Origin of the sequence: Sulfitobacter sp. (assembly GCF_036960155.1) — a bacterium.
Lineage (GTDB): Bacteria > Pseudomonadota > Alphaproteobacteria > Rhodobacterales > Rhodobacteraceae > Sulfitobacter.
This window is the reverse complement of record NZ_JBALWB010000005.1, coordinates 254,105-274,029: the sequence shown is the minus strand read 5'-3', so window position 1 is coordinate 274,029 and position 19,925 is coordinate 254,105. Positions and strand designations below refer to the sequence as shown.

Below are 19,925 nucleotides of genomic sequence, written 5' to 3'. Positions count from 1 at the left end.
ATCAGTAACTAAGCCTCAAATCAACAAGAGTTTTTCAACAGAATAGGCCCAAAGCCGCCGTTCGTGTGAAACGCTTCTAATGGCAGCTCCCAGCCCAAAGCGGAAGTTAGTCGGGATTGCAGCGAATGGCAGGAACGAGCCCATTGTGACGGATGCTGCGCCTTGCATGAAGGTCCGATTTTCGATTGGCAATCAAGAATGAGGGGTTTATTGGCGACCCTTGAGTAAGTCACCATCATGAAGTAACGCTTTGCCCGGTGAACAAAAGCTACGAAAAAATGAGTGATTGCATGAGTAAGTTCTGGAGAATTGTCGTGTCTTCGATGTTCGCCATGGCCCCTGCAGCTCATGCTGACATATCAATACGAGATGTCGAAGTGAGTGCACTTCCCGAATTGAACATCCCCGGTCAGGCTTGGGAGCGGATTTCGGTTCGAAACTACTATGTTTTCGAGGGCTTAGACGTCCCTTTGATATCGATAAGAGGGATACAGAAGAGTTGGTTCCTTAAAGATGCCCGTTTGGAAGAATGGACTTTTCCATTCCCCAAAACGAACTTGCTTTACGAAACCATCGAACTGCCAGGCGGAGCCGTGATCGGAGGCCCGTCGGGCAACCATCTTCGCTTCATCAAACCGATAGGAAGGGACGCTTTTGAGCCAATACCCGAGGCGGCCGGGCTGTATTGGAACGATCATGTTGAGGGATCGGGAGTGGTTTTTGCCAAAAGGTCTAAGGATGGGAAGCTCTTAGTACTCGACGGAGAAACTTTTTTACCGTCACCAATTCCAGAAAAAGGATACACTCAGAACGGAGAGTTCTTGCCATGGTATTCTGAGGCACTTGACGGGTACTTTACCGCCTCGGCTGCCGACATCTGGTTCTATCGGTTGGGCGACCCTAGTTGGCAGTTGGTGAAAGAAGATAAACCACGTTCGTGGGCACCCAGTTGGGGTTTCTATCAGCGTGGGTCTCAGGATTTTCTTAGCCCCGACGACTCCCTTTTGAAGGTCATCTCGAAAAACGGAAATGCGCTCGCGCAGTACAAAGTATCAGACGGTTATCCAAACGAAAAACTGCGTTCGTTGGGTGGCCAGTGGTATCAGATTGGTGATTCCGGTGAAATCGTGGGATGGCTTGGCAGTTGGCATCGAAATTTAATACTCGCCGAAGATAGCGAGGAGGTTGAGGCGCGCACGCCCAAATTCGTCCGTATTCCACCGAACTCAAACTTGCCAAAAGCGCTTCCAAACCTGCGTCCACTCATCCTATTATATGACGAAAACTCGATCAGTTATCAGTACCGCTTCGCTAACATGCCCGGGACAGACAGGCTCTATTTTTTACATGAGGACGGCTTTGCTTATTACTCATATGGTGCAGTAACCGTGCTACCTGTCGAGTGGTTGGACACAGTAGGGAAGCTCCCTCACTTTTTTGTAACCAATAAAGCGCTCTATGTTGTAGCGAGAAACGGTCTGTACCTTCTAAGCCAAGATGACACGCTCATCGAGGTTTTGGCCCCGCAGGAAGAAGTCGGATTTGGGTTGAATGATAAGGTATTCGACTTAGGGTGTGACGGACAAAGCATCGGTTTCTTTGGTTGGAAGACCGGCATTTACTTACTTGATCCAATCGGTGAGGCCGATCTTATAATGCAATCACAGTCACCAATACGAGTATACGGCACAACAGCTGACGGAAGATCTATTCTGTTTTCCGAAAAAGAGGGGCGGTTGAAACTATTGAGCGCTGAGTGCTAGCTTCAAAACTCATCCGTTTTCGACGGGCGGTTTGAAAGCGGTCATCGGTTCAACCGCCGCGAAAGGCTGCAAAGTCCCGCGTTGTGTTAGTTCGCGACCTGCGCAGCGAAGGTCGGCTGTCGCGAATTAGCATCGAAGACCGTGGATTCGCTTTGGGCTGGGAGCTGCTGTTAGACGCCATTTGCGTCAATGGCAGCTTTGTGCAGAGTAGTGTACTTTGCAAAGTTACGCTGACAGCCCACAGTTACCTTTCATTTGTGTCTGTCGGAATGTCCGCAAAGGGTTGGGTGCCGATACTCGAATTAGATAGCGATGCGGCACTTTTTGACAAATGATAGCAAAATGTGACTCTTCCTAAAGCCATTTTTCGATACAGTCTCTTAATTCGGCTTTGCTGAAGGGCTTAGCCAGTACCTCGTTTATTCTCGCAGCTTTAAACAACTCGGTTCCCAGCAAATCGGCGTTGGCAGTCAGAGCAATTATTGGGATGTCGCGCCTTTCACCAGATCCGTTACGGATCTCGGTAGCAACTTCGATACCATCGATCTCAGGCATCGAGATATCGGTCAACACTAGACTATACTCGTTCTCACGAAAGAGTCTGAGGCAGTCAAATCCGTTTTCCACGGCGTCAAATGTATATCCGAGAGACGTTAGCATATGAGTGACGATAACCATGTTTATAGGGTTGTCTTCTGCGACCAATAATTTGTTCAAGCCGACCTTTCTATCTTGCATATCAGTGCCCCGCATCCGTGACAGGAACGGCAAGCTGAAAAGTGGCACCTTGACCCGGTGCGCTGGATACAGTGATCTCACCGCTCATCAGCTTCGCAAACCCTGAGGCAATCGCAAGACCAAGACCTGTACCTTGATGTTTGCGAGCGATTTCTGAGTCTATTTGAACAAACTCTTCGAATATTCTCGACTGTTGGTTTTCGTCAATCCCGATCCCGCTATCCGTTACTGACAGCAGGAGAACCATTTGATCAGTGCCGCTACCGCGAAGCTCCGATGAGATATGGATTGAACCTGTATCTGTAAATTTTAGAGCATTTCCAACCAGATTGAGAAGGATTTGGCTTATTGGTTGCGGATACCCGTTCAGCATTTGATCTGGCACGCTCATGGTCATGGACAGCCCCTTTTTCGAAGCGAGCGGTTGGAACAAATCGAGCGCGCCTTGAGCCAACGTAGCGGGATTGAAGGGGGCGATGTCGCCGCATTCAGTATGGGATTCCAACTTTGCATAGCTCAGTACACCATTGAGTAATTCAGTCATATTATTGGCTGCAAGCCTCCCGACTTTGATCAGTTTTCGCTGGTCGTCCTCCAGCCTTTCCTCATCAAGTAATTCGAGGACGCCCATGAGACCGTGCATGGGTGTCCGAAGCTCGTGCGACATCACAGCAAGAAATTGAGACTTTGCGCGGGTGCCTTCATAGGCTGCATCCAACGCGCCCGTCAGCCGATTGCGCTCAGTTTCCAGATCTGAAATCAGTTTGTTAAAACTGGTTCCAAGCAAATACGCCTCTGAGATTGCAGCTGCATTATTTCTAATGGGAACCCGGGCCCCTAAGTCGCCAGCGGATACAGCTTCAGCTGTTGCAACCACGTTATGAATAGGTTTTGCAATCAAGCTGGATAGCCAATAACTCAAGATTACCAACAACAGACTTTCTATTGCGATGATCATCAGTGCGTTAGCCTCAGTGGCTTTGGCTCGTGCGACCAACTCACTCATGGGTTGCGGCACCATGACCCCCCAGCCTGTCCTCGCAACATGCGTATAGCCTGAAATCATATCGGCTTGCATCGGGGGGGAGAAGAAGGTCGCTACACCCGTTTTGCCAGCCATCATTAGCTGAACAACTGAAAGACCACTCGCGTCTTTTGATGTTGCCTGCCATTCAGAATTGGGATGGGCTATTACTCGCCCATATTGGTCAACTATCATTGAGTGCCCACGTTCGCCGAACTTGATCGATTTTTGAAGTTCGATCAAATAACGGGGCTCAAGGACAGCGATGGCGATCAACTCCCCAGGAAGTGTCCGTGCAACAAACAGATGCGGCGTGCCTTGAAAGGCTTGCGCTCCAGAAAATATTGGCTGGCCCGGATCGGTCGCTGCAAGTGTACGGAGTTCCGAGATTTGATGGGCTGACATGTCTCGCACCGTTGCTGATCGCGTCCCAGCATATTCTTTCACGACGTTACCGACAGGATCAACCAACGCAACCGCGGACAGATCGAAATCACTGAGCAATTGAGCGAAATCCAGATTTCCGGTTTGAAAAAGGTTGTCACTTACCAATTCAACGACCGAGGCTACATCGCTTGTATATCTCTCCATTGCTGCGGATAGGTTCTGCGCTATGATAAGATGGTTCTCGTCCACATAGCGGATTTCCTTTTGGATCGCGCTTTTCTCCATCCACTTGTAAAGCCCAAAAACAGGGGCCACGGATGCGACGAGTAAGCTCGCAAAAATGACCCAGCGGATACCAACATGAAATACAAACCAATGTTGTTGAGGAGCAATTCTGCTGATCGTATCTTGCGATTTATGTGAACAAACGGCCATTACTTGAATCTCATTTTTGGTTTTAGTCGAAACGTCCAAACGCAACGAAAACGCGATGGCACGGGGAAACCCCGGCAATTCCAACACTTGTAGTGCCAAGGCTACAGCAATGTTAGGCAAGCATCGGTGTAGCGGATCTATACTTTTGGATAGCGTAATTCGGCGCACCGCCCAGTGAAGTACGTCCATAGTGTCGTACTAATATGTCTGCTTTGGGCTGGGAGCTGCCGTTAGACGCCAATCTGATCAATGGCAGCTTTGCGCAGTAGTGTACTTTGCAAAGCCGTGCGAATGACCCAAAGCGAACCTTGACTTCGCTGTCAACTGCTGTGGGCAGCTTACCCAGAGCGGACGTTGGTCGATAGCGCAGCATTGAGCAGTAACAGAGGATCGCTAGACGGACCTTTGAAAAGCGGGATCTAGCGCCTGAGTCTAAAGTTGCAACTTAAACACCAAAGGAGAACAGTGCCTTCAGCGTGTCGAGTTAGGTTTGATCTTTAGGTCCTTGCCTTCAAGTATGTAGGTCGCTCTGGGCCTGTGCCCCTTGATTTGGATTTCCCCGCGCGGGGTTGATTGGAAACGGTCAGTTAACAGCTGCCAGGTCTCTGAGGAAATCTGGATTTGATCCACAATCCCTTCTGATTCCATCCGGCTGGCGACGTTCACAGTGTTCCCCCACAAGTCGTATGAGAATTTCTGTTTGCCTATTACGCCAGCAATGACCGCACCAGAATGCACGCCAATCCTCAGTTTCAAGTCAATGTTGTTGTCTCTGCGAAACTCACCGAAGGCTCTTTGCATTCCAAGTGCCAAATCAGCAATATTCTCTGCATGATCAGCGACGCTGCCTTTCAGGCCTGTGGCGACCATATAGGCATCGCCGATGGTTTTGATCTTCTCCGCGCCGTGCTTTTCGGCAAGCAAGTCGAAGCGCGAAAATAGGTCGTTCAGAAGGTTCACCAATTCAACTGCAGACATTTTCCGGGAGATGTCAGTAAACCCAGCAAGATCAGCGAACAGGACAGAAACGCTCTCGTGCGTGTCCGCCAGTGGTTCCTCCTTCGCCTTGAGCCTTGTCGCTATTTCAGCCGGAAGAATGTTGAGCAAAAGGGCTTCTGAACGCTGTTTTTCCGCATCAAGCTGGCGCTCCAGATAAAAGGCCCGTCGGTTAATAATATCAAGCAAATAAGCAAACGCAGTAGCAAACCCCACACCGGCCCCGGTCCAGTACAATGCATTAATCACTTCAAAAGTGGTGCCACCTAACAACGCAATCGTTAGAAGGCCAAGGATCAGAAAGGGTACCATAACACCCAACGCTTGACGGACGCCGCTCGTAAGCACTGTGATAAAAATCAGGCCAGTTGTTTGTCCGGTGATACCCGCAGTGAAACCGCCAGGCAATTGCGACAATATGGCTGTAAAAAGAACGGCATAGACGCAATATGAATAAAGGTTCAGCAACAATAACCGTTTAGGTTCGGCGCGTACCGCAGGTAGATATGTCAGTGCCATGACAATTGCGAAATGTAAGACTACACCTAACCGGATTGGACCGGTTTTCCCCAGCGCTTCCGGATCAAGCATCAAGTCCCATGTTTGAAAACCAATAAATGCAAGGATAGCTGCGACACAGGCCATCCTCATCAACGGAATAAACCGCTCCAATATGTGTTTTGCGTAGAGGCGTTCAGTATCAGGTTCGAACTGTATTGGTATCCATTTTTCCAACACGCTCTCCTCGCAATAGGCCCCGGAAGTGGGGCAGGCGCTTACGGTACGCTAAACTGCTGTTTCTACAAGCACACAACAACCGTACATGCATTTTGCGGCACGAAATGCGTGTACCCCATGTGCGTCTCGTCATGGCTTGAAAGGAGGCCAAGCCGCTATGCGGCGTTGCAGAGCAACACTCAGTTTCAAGACTGCTCGAACGGTAGCTTTGACATATTTGAGGTGCCATTTCACGCCCGCAGCGAAGGTCAGGAATCCACCCAATGTGTTAAACGACTATGTCTGCTTTGGGCTGGGAGCAGCCGTTAGACGCCATTTGCACCAACGGCAGCTTTGCGCAGGTAGGATAGCAGGAAAGTCCGCTTAGCTGACCTTAACCGTGGAGAACCACCGATTTTCGGGTTCTGCACTGCCGCAAGTCCGGTTTGAGTCCATTGTGTGAATTTGGTTTTCCTGCTGCGCGCGCACGTGGTACCAATAATTGCCGCAAGTGCATGATCATCAGCGCTGCCTTGCGGCGAAAAAAACCGGTCGCCCATGCGACCTACAGCAATGTCTAGCTAGGTAATTCGTTAGTGCGCCGAATGGGCAAATAGTCCATCGCGACGAAAATCATTTTGTAGTGGCGGCGCTCGAAAGGAGGCAAACCCTTGCTCGTGTCGTATTTCGCAATGTCTTTTCAAACAGTGGATCGCTCAACATGCCGAAATTTTAGGCAGTCATCACTTGATCGGCGCTAATTTCAGCACATTTCACGAATTCAACATCTAATGTGTGTGGATGGCTTTCGTTCCTACGGCCACCGATTAAATGTAGCGAAGCCTGAAATCAGGTAATTCAATGCCACGCGAGGGTGCAATCCTGGCAGATAACGACCCCCGCATGGCTGCAACATGAAGCTGCGTAACCCGCATAGCATTCCGGCTGGGCCTTGACTAGCTGACGCACCGGATACGTGGCGAAACCTTAGGGGGTCTATCCTTTGACAATTCGTTCCACCCTGCTTTCCTCATTATCCGCCAGCGTCCTGTGCGTCGCAGGCTCTGCTGCTTTTGCTGAATGTGCTGCTCCGATCAAAGTCGGTGTTTTGCACTCTTTGTCCGGCTCTATGGCGATTTCCGAAACCACGCTGAAAGACGCGATGCTGATGCTGATCGACCAGCAGAATGCGGCTGGCGGCCTATTGGGTTGCCAATTGGAGGCAGTCGTTGTTGACCCTGCATCCGATTGGCCGCTGTTCGCGGAAAAAGCCCGCGAGCTTTTGACCGTCAATGAGGTCGATGTGATATTTGGCAACTGGACATCTGTGTCACGCAAGTCTGTGCTGCCTGTGATTGAAGAGTTAAACGGCTTGCTGTTCTATCCTGTGCAGTACGAGGGCGAAGAGTCCTCGAAAAACGTTTTCTACACGGGGGCCGCACCGAACCAGCAAGCGATCCCTGCGACCGACTACTTCCTTGAAGAACTCGGCGTTGAGAAATTTGCATTGCTTGGCACCGATTACGTGTATCCGCGTACGACCAATAACATCCTTGAATCCTATCTGATGGATAAGGGGATCGCGGCCGAAGACATCTTTGTAAACTACACGCCTTTTGGTCAGTCTGACTGGGCCACCATCGTCGCAGACGTTGTTGCCCTTGGCGAAGACGGCAAGCAGGTTGGGGTGATCTCTACGATCAACGGCGATGCGAACATCGGCTTCTACAAAGAGCTTGCCGCTGCGGGTATTTCGGCGGATGACATCCCTGTTGTTGCGTTCTCGGTCGGTGAAGAAGAGTTGTCCGGCTTGGACACGTCCAACTTGGTGGGCCACTTGGCGGCGTGGAACTACTTCCAGTCTGCGGAATCAGGGGCCAACGATGAATTCATCGCTGCATGGAAAGCCTTTGCTGGTGACGAACGTGTAACCAACGACCCGATGGAGGCCCACTACATCGGCTTCAACATGTGGGTGAATGCGGCGACTGCGGCAGGCACAACAGACGTCGATGCAGTGCGCAGCGCCATGTATGGTCAAGAGTTCCCGAACCTTACGGGCGGCACGGCTGTGATGTTACCAAACCACCATTTGGCCAAGCCGGTTCTGATCGGCGAAATCCAAGCAGACGGCCAGTTCGATATCATTAGCCAAACGACAGAAGTTCCGGGCGATGCGTGGACTGATTTCCTGCCTGCCTCTGCAGTGCTGAAGTCTGATTGGAAGGACCTCGGCTGTGGCATGTATAATGTTGAGACCAAAACCTGCGTTCAGTTGACCTCTAACTACTAAGCCCTTGCGGCAGGCGCGCGGTTACTCCCTAAAGGCCCGCTGCGCGCCTGTCGCTCTAATATTGAAAGTCTGCTGATGCGTTCCGCACTTATTGCTTTGATCTTTATGATCTGCAGCACACCCGCTGCTTTTGCCCAAACCCTCCAGCCCGTTTTGCAAACCCACGCCGCCGAAATCGCAAAGCCTTCGCGCGGTTCGGTAAGCGAAACGCTCGATGCGATTGCCGCGTCAGGTTTGCCGCAAGTCACCGCGTTTCTGGAGCAATGGTCCGAGAAAAACGTCTGGCAGCGCACTGACGGTGTGTTCTTTATTGGTACGGAAACCGACGACACTCTTTCCTTGATCGACGTTGATACACAGGCCTCGTCCACCGCGCCGAAGTCCGAGTTTAAACAATTGAAACCGAACGGTGGCGTGCGCAGACTGATCGGGACGACATTGGTACAGTTTCAGCTGACCGACCCTGATTTGAGGCGCCGCGAAATAGCTGTGGCCTCAATCGCCCGTCGTCCCGAAGCCGCGCAACTGGCCCCGCTTTTGGCGTCGATTGACCCCGAAGTGGACCCCGCCTTGAAGGCACGAAAAGTCCAACTTGCCAACTTCCTATCGGCACGCTTTGCCCAGGACACAAACGTGCGCATCGCTGCAATCAACAGCCTTTCCACGGATACATCCGTTGAGGCCCGCGCTGTATTGAACCAAATCCTGACCTCGACCAGCGGCGTTTCAACCCAACAACCAGATAGCAATATCTCCGCGATCCTTGATCCGATGGCCGCGCCCGACGCGTCATATGCGCAATTGGTCGCAGCAGATCTAGCCCCGTCTAAGCAAACGCCTAGCGACATCAGAAAAGCCCTTGAAGCGAACATCATTGATGGACGCATTGCGGGCTTTCCTTTGGCACAGATGAACGATCCAGAGCGACGCGAAGCGGCTTATGCGGGTTTGGTGGCTGACGGCTCAGTGCCTTTCTTGATCACGCAAACCGTGCGCGATGCGGCCCTGAATGATCATGTGTTTTACACGCTCTACCAAGAACCAAACGTGGACATCACGACAGCGGCACAGACCGCGCTAAGGTCCGTCGATAGCCGCGTAGCAGCCGCGCAGGTCGTTGATCTGACGCTGGATGCCTTGTCGTTGGCGTCGATCTTTTTCCTCGCAGCGATTGGCCTCGCGATCACCTTTGGCGTAATGGGCGTGATCAACATGGCGCACGGCGAATTCATTATGATGGGCGCCTACACGGGCTACGTCGTGCAACTGTTTGTGCCCAACTACACGGTTTCGCTGGTCATTGCCTTGCCGCTGGCGTTTGCCATCACCTTCGCGGCAGGTGTCGTAATGGAGCGGTTGGTGATCCGCCGATTATACCACCGCCCATTGGAAACCTTGCTCGCGACATTCGGCATCTCAATAGCATTGCAGCAATTGGCCAAAAACATTTTTGGCACCCAAGCCCGCCCGCTGACATCGCCCGATTGGCTGGCAGGCGCGTGGGTCTTCAATGATGTGATCCAGATCAGCTTTATCCGCATCGCGATCTTCGTGTTGGCGCTGATGTTCCTCGGGCTAATCATCTACATCCTCAAACGCACGCGGCTGGGCCTAGAGGTCCGCGCAGTCACCCAGAACCCCGGCATGGCATCGTCGATGGGGATCAATCCGGACCGCATCAATATGATGACCTTCGGGCTTGGGTCTGGCATCGCGGGGATCGCAGGGGTCGCCATCGGGCTGTATGCCAAGGTGACGTCTGAGATGGGATCAGACTACATCGTGCAAAGTTTCATGACCGTGGTTGTCGGTGGCGTTGGCAATGTCTGGGGAACGCTGGCAGGCGCTGCAATGATCGGCTTTGGTCAAAAAGGCATTGAGTGGCTGAACCCGTCCAACACGCTGGCTGCACAAACCTATATGATCTTGTTCGTCATCTTGTTCATCCAATTTAGGCCAAAGGGCATCGTCGCCCTCAAGGGCCGCGCGGCGGGAGATTGATTATGGAACGCACGTTCATCGCCAAAAACCCGTCTGTGCTGTGGTTCCTCTTGGGGCTGGCTGTCTTCACCGTTCTCGTTTCAATCATGAGCGAAGCGGCAGGTACGGCGCTGATCTCAACCTCGTTCCTCAAGACACTCGGCAAGACGTTATGCCTGTGCCTTGTCGCCATCGCGATGGACGTGGTCTGGGGCTATTGCGGTATACTTAGCCTAGGGCATTTCGCGTTTTTCGGGATCGGCGGCTACGCCATTGGCATGTGGTTGATGTATGATCGCACCAAAGACATCGTGGTATCGTCGCTGGAAAACAACATCCTGCCGCCGACACCAAACGAAATCACAGACGCCATCGGCAGCCAAATATTTGGTGTCGTGGGTAGCGCCGATTTTCCCATGATCTGGGCCTTTTCCCATTCACTGACGTTGCAACTTTTGGCCGTGGTACTGGTGCCCGGACTGCTGGCGCTGGTCTTTGGCTGGCTGGCCTTTCGCAGCCGTGTCGCAGGTGTCTACTTGTCGATCCTGACCCAAGCGATGACCCTCGCGTTGTCGCTTTATTTCTTCCAGAACGATACCGGGTTGCGCGGCAACAACGGGTTGTCCGGTCTGCAAAATATCCCAGGGCTTGAGGCCGTGTCACAAGCCACTTTGTCACTTTGGTTCTTCTGGGCATCTGCCGCAGCCCTTGGCGCAGGTTATCTTTTGTTCGCATGGATGACATCCGGTAAGTTCGGGTCGGTGATCCGTGCCATTCGCGACAACGAAGCCCGCGTGCGGTTTTTGGGCTATCACGTCGAAAGCTACAAGTTGTTTATCTTCACTGTCACGGCGATGGTCGCGGGCGTCGCAGGGGCGCTTTATTATCCACAAGCAGGCATCATCAACCCTGCCGAGATAGCACCCATAGCGTCGATCTATCTGGCGGTTTGGGTCGCGATTGGTGGGCGTGGGCGTCTGTATGGCGCGGTGATCGGCGCGGCTGTCGTATCGCTGATGTCATCTTGGTTCACAGGCGGTAGTGCGCCCGACATCAATCTGGGCATCTACGTCATTAAATGGACCGACTGGTGGTTGGTGCTGCTCGGTCTGACTTTCGTCGCTGTGACATTGTTCTTCCCCAAAGGGATCGGCGGCTTGTTCGATCTACTGCCTCGCAAAGGAGAGCGGTCATGAACACGCTTCTAGAAGTCTCAGGCGTTAGCGTTAGCTTTGATGGGTTCAAGGCGATCAACAACCTGTCAATCCAGATCGCAGAGCCAGAGTTACGCGCCATCATTGGCCCGAACGGAGCAGGTAAAACCACGTTTATGGACATCGTCACCGGCAAGACCAAACCCGATGAAGGCTATGTCATTTGGGGTGAAAAGTCAGTGTCCCTGCTGGGGATGTCCGAAAGCCAAATCGCCCAAGCGGGCATCGGGCGCAAGTTTCAAAAACCCACTGTGTTCGAAGCGCAAACCGTGCGCGAGAACATTACAATGGCGTTGAAGAACCCGCGCCGTCCGTTTGATTTGCTCTTCAATCGCGTGGCCGCTGATACCGAAGAACGCGTGCGTGCGATCAGTGATGAGATCGGTCTGACCGATGCTTTGGACCAGCTGTCCGGGGCGCTCAGTCACGGTCAAAAACAATGGCTCGAGATCGGGATGCTATTGGCGCAAGATCCGCGGTTGTTGCTGGTCGATGAACCAGCCGCAGGCATGTCTGCCGTTGAACGCGAGCAAACCACGGACATTCTGGTGCGGGCCGCAAAGACTCGCGCGGTTGTTGTCGTTGAACACGACATGGACTTCATTCGGCGCCTCAATTGCAAGGTCACGGTGCTGCACCAAGGATCGGTTCTGGCCGAAGGATCGATTGATCATGTTACGAAAAACCAAGACGTCATTGACGTTTATCTAGGGCGCTAATCCATGTTGAACATTCAAAACCTAACGTTGAAATACGGGCAGAGTCAGATATTGAATGATGTTTCGTTGACTGCAAAAAAGGGCGAGGTGACGGCGGTGATGGGCACCAATGGCGTCGGAAAAACCAGCCTACTCAAGGCCATTGCAGGACGTCACCCCTATGCGGACGGTATGATTGTGCTCGACGGAATGCCTCTGTCACACCTTAGCCCCTTTGACGCGGCCAAAGCGGGCATTGCCTATGTCCCACAAGGGCGCGAAGTGTTCCCCATGATGACCGTTGTTGAAAATCTTGAAACAGGTTTTGCCTGCTTGGATAAAGCGGATCATGCCGTCCCCGATCACATCTATGATCTTTTTCCTGTCCTAAAAGAGATGGCAGGTCGCCGTGGCGGGGACCTATCAGGCGGGCAGCAGCAACAGCTGGCCATTGCTCGTGCACTGATTACGCGGCCCAAGGTTCTTTTGCTGGATGAGCCGACCGAGGGCATTCAACCCAACATTATCCAACAGATCGGCAACGTCATCCGCCTGCTGTGCGAACAGGGAGATATGGCGATTGTGCTGGTCGAGCAGTTCTTCGATTTTGCGTTTGATCTGGGCGACGCGTTCACCGTCATGAAGCGCGGCGAAGTCTCGTTTCACCAGCACGCGAATGATTTGAAACGCCAGACCCTGTTCGACGCCGTGATGGCTTAAACACGGAGGTTGAAACGAATGTGGTTAACTTCGGCCAAGAATACGCGGCATTTGCCAAAATTGAGGCTGAAGCCAATACATGGGCCGCGCAGTGGATGCAGGAAAACGGCCTTGAGGACGAAGCCAAACGGCACAATGTTCTCTTTAACATGATCACGGCGCTGGCCTTCAAAGTCATGAAATCCCAAATGGAAAAGGACGCGGATAAGATCGATCCGAAGGAGCTGCACTTCATTGGTAAGCTGATGAAGGACGTGATGAGCAGTTCTGGCATGCGTGAGAAAATGTCTGCCGACAAAGAAAAGCGGATCGAAGAGCGCGCAACTGCGGCTGCAAAGGCCGAGGTGGCTGATGACTTGGCGAAGAACGGCAAGTCATACGGTCTAACGCGGGAAACCATTGAGAAGATCAAAGCTGGCATCTTGCAGGTGCCAACGTGAGTAAACACGCCCTTCCTGAAGAGTTTGGCGACGCGCCCAGCCTTCCGGCTGTTTTGCTGACGTACCAGGCGCAGTTGTTGCAGACGACGGCAGCGCATCAGTTTGTTGTTTGCGAGAAATCGCGCCGCATCGGTATGACGTGGGGCATCGGCTCGGATGCTGTGTTGACGGCGGGTGCTGAGAAGGCGGCGGGGGGCATGGATGTGCTCTAAATCGGGTTTAATCTCGATATGGCGCAAGAATTCATTGATGTTTGCGCCATGTGGGCCAAGGCTTTTATGCCAGCGGCGGGGGCCGTTGAGGAATTCCTGTTCAAAGACCAAACAGATGAAGGCGCGGATAAGTTTATCAACGCCTTCAAGATCAAATTTGCCAGCGGCTTTGATATCGTGGCCCTGACCAGCAAACCGCGCAGCCTGCGAGGCCGTCAGGGCTATGTGATCTTTGACGAGGCCGCATTCCACGACGAGTTGGACGAAATGCTGAAGGCGGCGATGGCGCTGTTGATGTGGGGCGGCAAGGTGCTGGTGATCAGTACGCATGACGGCGTTGATAACCCGTTTGCGCGGTTGATTGCGGATATCCGCTCCGAGAAGCGCAAAGGCAAAGTGATCCGGGTCACGTTTGACGATGCGGTTGCGGATGGGCTGTACGAGCGGATCGCTCTGGTGACGGGCCAAGAGCCGGATGCCAAAGCAAAGGCCGCTTGGGTCAAGGACATCATGGATTTCTACGGCGAAGATGCCGAGGAAGAACTGCACTGTGTTCCCAAGAAAGGCAGTGGCGCTTATATCTCGGCAGCGTCAGTTGAAGCTTGCATGTCGGATGAACATCACGTGGCGCGTCTGATCTGCCCTGATGGGTTTGAGCTGCGGCCAGCACATGAGCGGACGGCCTTCGTTGAGAAGTTCTTGGATGAAGAGGTCGCGCCGCATTTGGCCCGCCTCGATGATGATCGCTTGACTGCGCTTGGTGAAGACTTTGGCCGTAGTATTGACCTGACCATTCTGGCGATTGGGCAGGAACAGCGCGATCTGTCTGTGGTTGTGCCGTTGATGATCGAGCTTAAAAACATGCCGATTGAGCAGCAATTCCAAGTGATCAGCTTTGTTGTAGCTGGCATGGCGCGCTTTCTGGGGGCCAAGTTTGACGCGACGGGCAACGGTTTAGGGCTTGCGGAACGGTGTCAGGAGAAATTTGGCTATGACCGCATTGAAGCGGTGAAGCTGTCGCAGACCTATTATCTTGAGAACGGCCCGCGCGTTAAAAAGCACTTTGAAGATCAAACGATCAGCTTGGTCAATGACGTTGATGTCCGCGACGACATGCGGGTCGTCAAACTAGTGCGGGGGATTCCGACCATCCCCGATGCGCGCAACAAGGGCCGTCACGGCGATGCCTTTGTGGCGCTGATGTTGCTGCTGGCAGCACTCAAAACTGAATACCAAGAATTGACCTATGAGCGGGTGCCGCGTGGCGGGCGCGCAGATGATGACGGGCAGTCGGTCCAATCGACGGCTGGCTTTGGTGCAAGAGAGGGGCTGTGGTGAAGTTTTTAGATGTGGTGCGGGATGCTTGGGGCCGCGTTGTAAATCCCAAAGACGTTCTGGAAGAGCAGGCGACGGGGGGCATGACGGGTGTGCGCCAGTCTTGGGCGGAAAGTGTGGCCAGTGGTCTGACCCCGCAGGGGCTTGCGGGTATTTTGCGCGATTGTGACAACGGCAACATTGACGCCTTCATGACGCTTGCCGAGGAAATGGAAGAACGAGATCCGCACTATGCCTCGGTGCTGGGCCAGCGCAAACGGGCGATTTCTGGTATAGCGCCCACGGTCAAACCGTTCTCCGAAGATCCACTTGATGTCGAGATTGCCAATTGGGTTGAGGAGAACATCTGTACGCATGATGGCTTTGCTGATCTGATTGAAGATATGATGGATGCGGTCGGCAAGGGCTTTTCTGTGGTGGAGACTGACTGGGCAACCGATGCCGATGCTTGGTTGCCGCGCAGCTTTAAGGACCGTTCACAGCGGTTCTTTCAATTCGACAAAGAGACAGGGCGTAAGATCAGATTGCGGGATGAGGCCGATCTGGTTGACGGCGTTGAGCTGCAGTCATTCCGATTCATTGTTCACAAAGCCAAGCTCAAGACAGGCCAGCCGTTTCGAGGTGGTATGGCGCGCGTCGTGGCGTTTAGCTGGATGTGCAAAGCATACACGGTCAAAGACTGGATGGCCTTTGTCGAAACCTATGGCCTGCCACTGCGGTTGGGTCGGTACGATCAAGCTGCCACGGTAAAAGATGTGTCGGCGCTGTTCCGGGCTGTTGCCAACATCGGCACCGATGCGGCGGCGGTATTGCCCAAGCATATGGACATCGAGTTTGTGCAAAACACCTCCGGTGGCGGGAGCCAGCCGATCTTTGAGAACCTTGCGCGCTATGTGGATGAGCAGATCAGCAAGGCGGTGCTGGGCCAGACGATGACCACAGATAACGGCTCCAGCAATGCGCAGGCCAATGTGCACAATGAGGTCCGCCATGATGTGGCTGGAGCGGATGCGCGCGGTATCACGGGAACGCTAAACCGCGATTTGGTGGTGCCTGCGGTGCTTTTCAACTTTGGTCCGGTGAAGGGGTTCCCTAAAATCCTGATCACGGTGGAAGAGCCTGAGGACATCAAAATCAAGGTGGATGCGGTTGTGGCGTTGTCAAAAGCTGGCGTGACCTTCAAAGCCACGGAAGCTCGGGCGATAGTGCGCATGGGTGATCCTGACAAAGACGACGAGGTATTCGGCGGGGCCGTCGCGGTGCCGGAACTGAAGACCGCGAAAAACATCCATCTGGCGAAGTCCGGTGTGGGTGATGACAGCGACACCGTTGATGAAATCCGCCGCGATATGCTGAGCGATTGGGAACCTGTGGCGGATGAGCTGCTTGATCCGTATAAGAAGGCGATTGAAGGCGCTGACAGCTATGAGGCCGCGATTGCGGCGCTTGATGCGATTGATGCGTTCCCGTCCTCCAAGCTGATCGACCAGCTTGTTGCAGCGTCTTTTGTTGCCCGTGTTGCAGGGGATGTCGAGGATGGGTGAGCAGGCGGATAGACCAGGATATAGCTTCGCTCCTGGTCCACCGCCTGAGGCGAGCAAATTCCTGCAAAACAAGGGCTGGAAACCGGCGTTTAGCTGGTTGGATGTTGAGCCTGAAGAACACGCGGTGGCGTTCTCGGTTGCTAAAGCCACCAGCATGGATGTGCTGCGCGACATCCGCGAAGAGGTGCAGGCGGCGCTTGATGAGGGTCTGCCTTTTGAGGCGTTTAAAGAGCGGCTGCAGCCCAAGTTGGAAAAACGGGGATGGTGGGGCAAGGTTGAGGCCAAACACCCAACGGATCCTGACAAGGTAAAGAACGTAACACTGGGAACGCCGCGACGGCTGCGCACGATCTATGACGCAAATCTGCGATCAGCGCGGGCGGCGGGGCAGTGGGACCGCATCCAGCGCACCAAGACGGCCATGCCTTATCTGCAGTACCGATTGGGGCCGAGCGAGAACCACCGCCCACACCACGCCAACAAAGAGTTTTTGGTGCTGCCTGTGGACGATCCGTTTTGGGAAACGTGGTATCCGCCCAACGGCTGGGGCTGCAAATGCTGGATCAAACAGATCACCAAGCGGATGGCGCAAGAGCTGGGGATCAGTGAGCGGCCAGAACAGCGCACCCGCGAATGGGAGAACAGCCGCACAGGTGAGGTGAAACAAATCCCCGTGGGCATTGATCCGGGGTGGGAGCGTAATCCGGGTGCGCTTCGGTTGCGCGCGATGGAACGCCTGCTGAATGGCAAGCTCGATGCGTTGCCTGAAGAGGCGGCGCGGGTTGTTGCGCGTGATGTGGCGACGAGCTGGCGCGCGGGCAAGGTTATGCAAGGTCGTGCATCTGGGGCGGTTCCCGTTGCTGTTTTGCCTGATGAGATCGTGGCGCTGATTGGGGCGCAGACGCGGGTTGTACAGATGACGAGCAGTTACGGGGATAAGTTCGATGCGAAGGGTAGGGATGTTTCTGCTGATCAGCTCTTGGTATTGGCTGATGCATTGCAGAACGGCAAAATTGCGCGCGAGTTGGTTGACGGTGTTGAGAGCGTGATCATCTTTGGACAGTCGGAGAAGCCGTGGCGCTTTGTTCTGAAAGTGCTGCCTGACCAAAACGAGATCTGGCTGCGCACGGTCCACAGAACAGAGGCGCGCAAATGGAAGAGCACAATTCGGCGTGCCACAACAACAGTGTTGAGAGAATGATACACCCGGAAGGACGGGACCCCTTCGCAGTTACATGAACTGGCTGACCGAGAATTACTCGGGTGCAATGCCAATATGAGATAAAATCAGCCAAAAATCAAGCGCGGTGACATCTGTGCGGCGCGACAAGTGACGTGAATAGCTCTGAGGCTAAATTTGAATACCATTCGAATACCCTTGCCGGATTAATCCGGCCCGATGTAGCCTAGCGATAGGGAAGGCGCTGTATGGGCCGTTTTTTGACCCCTACCTTTTCCCCCCTGAATTGATCTTGCATTGGAATGCGTGCCACGGCGCGCGGGTTTGCGTGATCAGGCATGTTCAGCCTCATGAACAACGCATCCCAATTTCACACGGCTCAAGTCGAGATCGCCTCTGACGGTGCAAAAGCGCCGGAGTGGGTGCAGCTCACACCAGCGGGTCCAGAGTTGCCAGCCAACGATGGCCGCAAGCATCGTCTGTCCCATCCCGATCAGGTTGTGGCGGCGTTTGCCCAATACGGCCACCCGCTGCCTGTTGATGTCGAGCATGCAACGCATGTGCGCGCTACCCAAGGACTTGATGCCCCGGCTTACGGTTGGGTGCGCGAGATCGAAGTGCGGACAGGTGCGCTTTGGGGGCGTGTTGAATGGACCGTGCAAGGCGATGCTTGGGTTGCATCCAAAGCCTACAAATTTTTGTCCATTGGCTACGGCGTGGACAAGGTCAGCGGCGAGATCAGCCATTTAATCTCGGTCGGCCTGACCAACACCCCCGGTTTTAAAATGCCCGAACTCGCACGAGTGGGCGATACACAGGAGAACGAAGTTATGGACAAAGCTGTCCTAGAGGCCTTGGGGCTTGCCTCAAGTGCAACCGCTGCGGATGCAGTGGCCAAGATCAAGGATTTGAATGCCGAGGTGCATACCGCCAGCACCAAAGCGCCTGATCCGATGCTGTGGGTTGCCAAAGCCCAGCTTGAAGCGGCCAACGCCAAAATCACCGAAAACGAAGCTGCCGAGACAGCGCGCGCGGATAAAGCGGTGGGCGATGTCGTCGATGCTGCGGTTACTGCGGGTAAGATCGCGCCAGCGGCCAAGGATCAATTCCTCGCCATGGCCAAAGCGGTGGGTGCCGAGGCGTTCACAGCAACGGTTGCGCAGATGCCTGTCATCGTTGGGGGCAAGTCCGAGCTGGACGAGAAAGACCCAAACAAAGCAACCAAGACCGCCAGTGCGCTGAACGCGGATGAAATCGCGGTCGCGAAACAAATGGGCATGAGCGAAGCCGATTTCGCCACAGCCAAAGCTGAACAGGAGGCCTCGTAGATGGCTATCATCACCCCTGCGCTTTTACTGGCGCTGAACACATCAATCCAGAAATCGTTTAAAGACGCCTACGCTCAGATGACGGCTGATCCGTTCTGGAAGAAGGTCGCCACGCTGGTGCCGTCGAGCACATCATCCAACACCTACGGCTGGCTGCAGGACTTCCCGCAGTTGCGCGAATGGATTGGTGAGCGTGTTGTCAAAGACATGAAGGCGCAAGGCTACGAGATCACAAACCGCTTGTTTGAGAGCACACTCGGGGTCCAACGCACAGCGATTGAAGATGATCAGTTTGGCCACTACTCCCCCATCGCCGCAAGCATGGGCCAGACGGCTGCGCAGCACCCGGACCGTCTGATCACAGACCTGATGGCAAGCGGCACATCGTCGCTTTGTTATGACGGGCAGAACTACTTTGACACGGATCACCCGGTTTATGCCAATGAGGACGGCACGGGTACTCTTTCAACTGCCGCCAACTACATCGACGGTGTTGAGCCTGCTTGGTATCTGTTGGACACGCGCAAAATCCTCAAGCCGTTCATCTTCCAAGAACGCACAAAGCCCGAGATGGAAATGAAGATGGACCCGAAAAGCTCGGATGCTGTCTTTGATTCCGACATCTACAAATGGGGCATTCGCTACCGTTGCGAAGCGGGCTTCGGGTTTTGGCAAATGGCGCTTTGTTCCAAGCAACCGCTGAACACGGCCAACTTTGAGGCGGCGCGCAAAGCGATGCGCAAGTTCTCCGCAGATGGAGGTCGCCCGCTGGGGATCGTGCCTAACATGATTGTCGTCAATGCGGACAACCAGTCTGCAGCCGAGGACATCTTTGCGGTGCGCTCCCTGCCAAATGGCGGCGACAACAAGCATTACAACAAGGTCGAGATCGTCGTTGACGATTGGGCGGCGTGAGGGAAA

The 19,925-nt window shown here is 53.7% G+C and carries 16 protein-coding genes; 13 read left to right on the top strand and 3 right to left on the bottom strand.

Going from position 1 to position 19,925, the window contains the following annotated elements; all coding sequences use genetic code 11:
* Nucleotides 1-290 precede the first annotated feature (290 nt).
* Nucleotides 291-1,763 carry a hypothetical protein gene (locus V7775_RS13990; protein WP_335752524.1) on the top strand — a complete coding sequence of 491 codons (1,473 nt, stop codon included), beginning with the start codon at nucleotides 291-293 and terminating at the stop codon, nucleotides 1,761-1,763.
* 354 nt (nucleotides 1,764-2,117) lie between these two features.
* Here V7775_RS13990 and V7775_RS13985 read toward each other — a convergent pair whose 3' ends face one another.
* The 3 genes from V7775_RS13985 to V7775_RS13975 form a co-directional block, all read right to left on the bottom strand.
* Nucleotides 2,118-2,501, bottom strand: a complete 384-nt coding sequence (locus V7775_RS13985) for a response regulator (RefSeq protein WP_335752523.1) — start codon at nucleotides 2,499-2,501, stop codon at nucleotides 2,118-2,120.
* Between the two features lies 1 nt (nucleotide 2,502).
* Nucleotides 2,503-4,347 (bottom strand): sensor histidine kinase, encoded by a 1,845-nt coding sequence (locus V7775_RS13980; RefSeq protein ID WP_335752522.1) that lies wholly within the window; start codon nucleotides 4,345-4,347, stop codon nucleotides 2,503-2,505.
* Nucleotides 4,348-4,818: 471 nt separating this feature from the next.
* Entirely contained in the window at nucleotides 4,819-6,081 is a 1,263-nt protein-coding gene (locus V7775_RS13975; RefSeq protein ID WP_335752521.1) for an adenylate/guanylate cyclase domain-containing protein, read from the bottom strand.
* A gap of 988 nt (nucleotides 6,082-7,069) precedes the next feature.
* Here V7775_RS13975 and urtA point away from each other — a divergent pair.
* From urtA to V7775_RS13915, 12 genes are all read left to right on the top strand, one after another.
* The gene (gene urtA / locus V7775_RS13970) at nucleotides 7,070-8,353 is read left to right on the top strand and encodes an urea ABC transporter substrate-binding protein (RefSeq protein ID WP_443070122.1); all 1,284 of its coding nucleotides are present in this window, start codon (nucleotides 7,070-7,072) and stop codon (nucleotides 8,351-8,353) included.
* 75 nt (nucleotides 8,354-8,428) lie between these two features.
* Entirely contained in the window at nucleotides 8,429-10,354 is a 1,926-nt protein-coding gene (urtB, locus tag V7775_RS13965; RefSeq protein WP_335752519.1) for an urea ABC transporter permease subunit UrtB, read from the top strand.
* Between the two features lie 2 nt (nucleotides 10,355-10,356).
* On the top strand, nucleotides 10,357-11,529 hold the full coding sequence (urtC, locus tag V7775_RS13960) for an urea ABC transporter permease subunit UrtC (protein WP_335752518.1): 1,173 nt from the start codon (nucleotides 10,357-10,359) through the stop codon (nucleotides 11,527-11,529).
* Nucleotides 11,526-12,266 carry an urea ABC transporter ATP-binding protein UrtD gene (urtD, locus tag V7775_RS13955; RefSeq protein WP_335752517.1) on the top strand — a complete coding sequence of 247 codons (741 nt, stop codon included), beginning with the start codon at nucleotides 11,526-11,528 and terminating at the stop codon, nucleotides 12,264-12,266. Before urtC ends, urtD begins: the two co-directional genes overlap by 4 nt.
* A 3-nt stretch (nucleotides 12,267-12,269) precedes the next feature.
* Complete coding sequence (gene urtE, locus V7775_RS13950; RefSeq protein ID WP_335752516.1) at nucleotides 12,270-12,965, top strand: urea ABC transporter ATP-binding subunit UrtE; 696 nt, start codon at nucleotides 12,270-12,272, stop codon at nucleotides 12,963-12,965.
* A gap of 20 nt (nucleotides 12,966-12,985) precedes the next feature.
* Nucleotides 12,986-13,405, top strand: a complete 420-nt coding sequence (locus V7775_RS13945) for a phage protein Gp27 family protein (protein ID WP_335752515.1) — start codon at nucleotides 12,986-12,988, stop codon at nucleotides 13,403-13,405.
* Nucleotides 13,402-13,617 (top strand): hypothetical protein, encoded by a 216-nt coding sequence (locus V7775_RS13940; protein WP_335752514.1) that lies wholly within the window; start codon nucleotides 13,402-13,404, stop codon nucleotides 13,615-13,617. The genes V7775_RS13945 and V7775_RS13940 overlap by 4 nt, the downstream gene beginning before the upstream one ends.
* A gap of 18 nt (nucleotides 13,618-13,635) precedes the next feature.
* Entirely contained in the window at nucleotides 13,636-14,955 is a 1,320-nt protein-coding gene (locus tag V7775_RS13935) for a hypothetical protein (protein ID WP_335752513.1), read from the top strand.
* Complete coding sequence (locus V7775_RS13930) at nucleotides 14,952-16,496, top strand: DUF935 domain-containing protein (protein WP_335752512.1); 1,545 nt, start codon at nucleotides 14,952-14,954, stop codon at nucleotides 16,494-16,496. Before V7775_RS13935 ends, V7775_RS13930 begins: the two co-directional genes overlap by 4 nt.
* On the top strand, nucleotides 16,489-17,697 hold the full coding sequence (locus V7775_RS13925; protein WP_335752511.1) for a phage head morphogenesis protein: 1,209 nt from the start codon (nucleotides 16,489-16,491) through the stop codon (nucleotides 17,695-17,697). The genes V7775_RS13930 and V7775_RS13925 overlap by 8 nt, the downstream gene beginning before the upstream one ends.
* 329 nt (nucleotides 17,698-18,026) lie before the next feature.
* Nucleotides 18,027-19,004, top strand: coding sequence for a phage protease (locus V7775_RS13920; protein ID WP_335752510.1), 978 nt, complete (start codon nucleotides 18,027-18,029; stop codon nucleotides 19,002-19,004).
* Entirely contained in the window at nucleotides 19,005-19,919 is a 915-nt protein-coding gene (locus V7775_RS13915; RefSeq protein WP_335752509.1) for a Mu-like prophage major head subunit gpT family protein, read from the top strand.
* Nucleotides 19,920-19,925: the final 6 nt, after the last annotated feature.

What these genes read in the sequence shown, in the direction of transcription:
- V7775_RS13990 (WP_335752524.1), top strand. Translation starts at nt 291, where the DNA reads ATGAGTAAGTTCTGGAGAATTGTCGTGTCTTCGATGTTCGCCATGGCC.
- urtD (WP_335752517.1), top strand. Translation starts at nt 11,526, where the DNA reads ATGAACACGCTTCTAGAAGTCTCAGGCGTTAGCGTTAGCTTTGATGGG.
- urtE (WP_335752516.1), top strand. Translation starts at nt 12,270, where the DNA reads ATGTTGAACATTCAAAACCTAACGTTGAAATACGGGCAGAGTCAGATA.
- urtC (WP_335752518.1), top strand. Translation starts at nt 10,357, where the DNA reads ATGGAACGCACGTTCATCGCCAAAAACCCGTCTGTGCTGTGGTTCCTC.
- urtB (WP_335752519.1), top strand. Translation starts at nt 8,429, where the DNA reads ATGCGTTCCGCACTTATTGCTTTGATCTTTATGATCTGCAGCACACCC.
- V7775_RS13925 (WP_335752511.1), top strand. Translation starts at nt 16,489, where the DNA reads ATGGGTGAGCAGGCGGATAGACCAGGATATAGCTTCGCTCCTGGTCCA.
- V7775_RS13935 (WP_335752513.1), top strand. Translation starts at nt 13,636, where the DNA reads ATGGCGCAAGAATTCATTGATGTTTGCGCCATGTGGGCCAAGGCTTTT.
- V7775_RS13980 (WP_335752522.1), bottom strand. Translation starts at nt 4,347, where the DNA reads ATGGCCGTTTGTTCACATAAATCGCAAGATACGATCAGCAGAATTGCT.
- V7775_RS13915 (WP_335752509.1), top strand. Translation starts at nt 19,005, where the DNA reads ATGGCTATCATCACCCCTGCGCTTTTACTGGCGCTGAACACATCAATC.
- V7775_RS13985 (WP_335752523.1), bottom strand. Translation starts at nt 2,501, where the DNA reads ATGCAAGATAGAAAGGTCGGCTTGAACAAATTATTGGTCGCAGAAGAC.
- V7775_RS13920 (WP_335752510.1), top strand. Translation starts at nt 18,027, where the DNA reads ATGAACAACGCATCCCAATTTCACACGGCTCAAGTCGAGATCGCCTCT.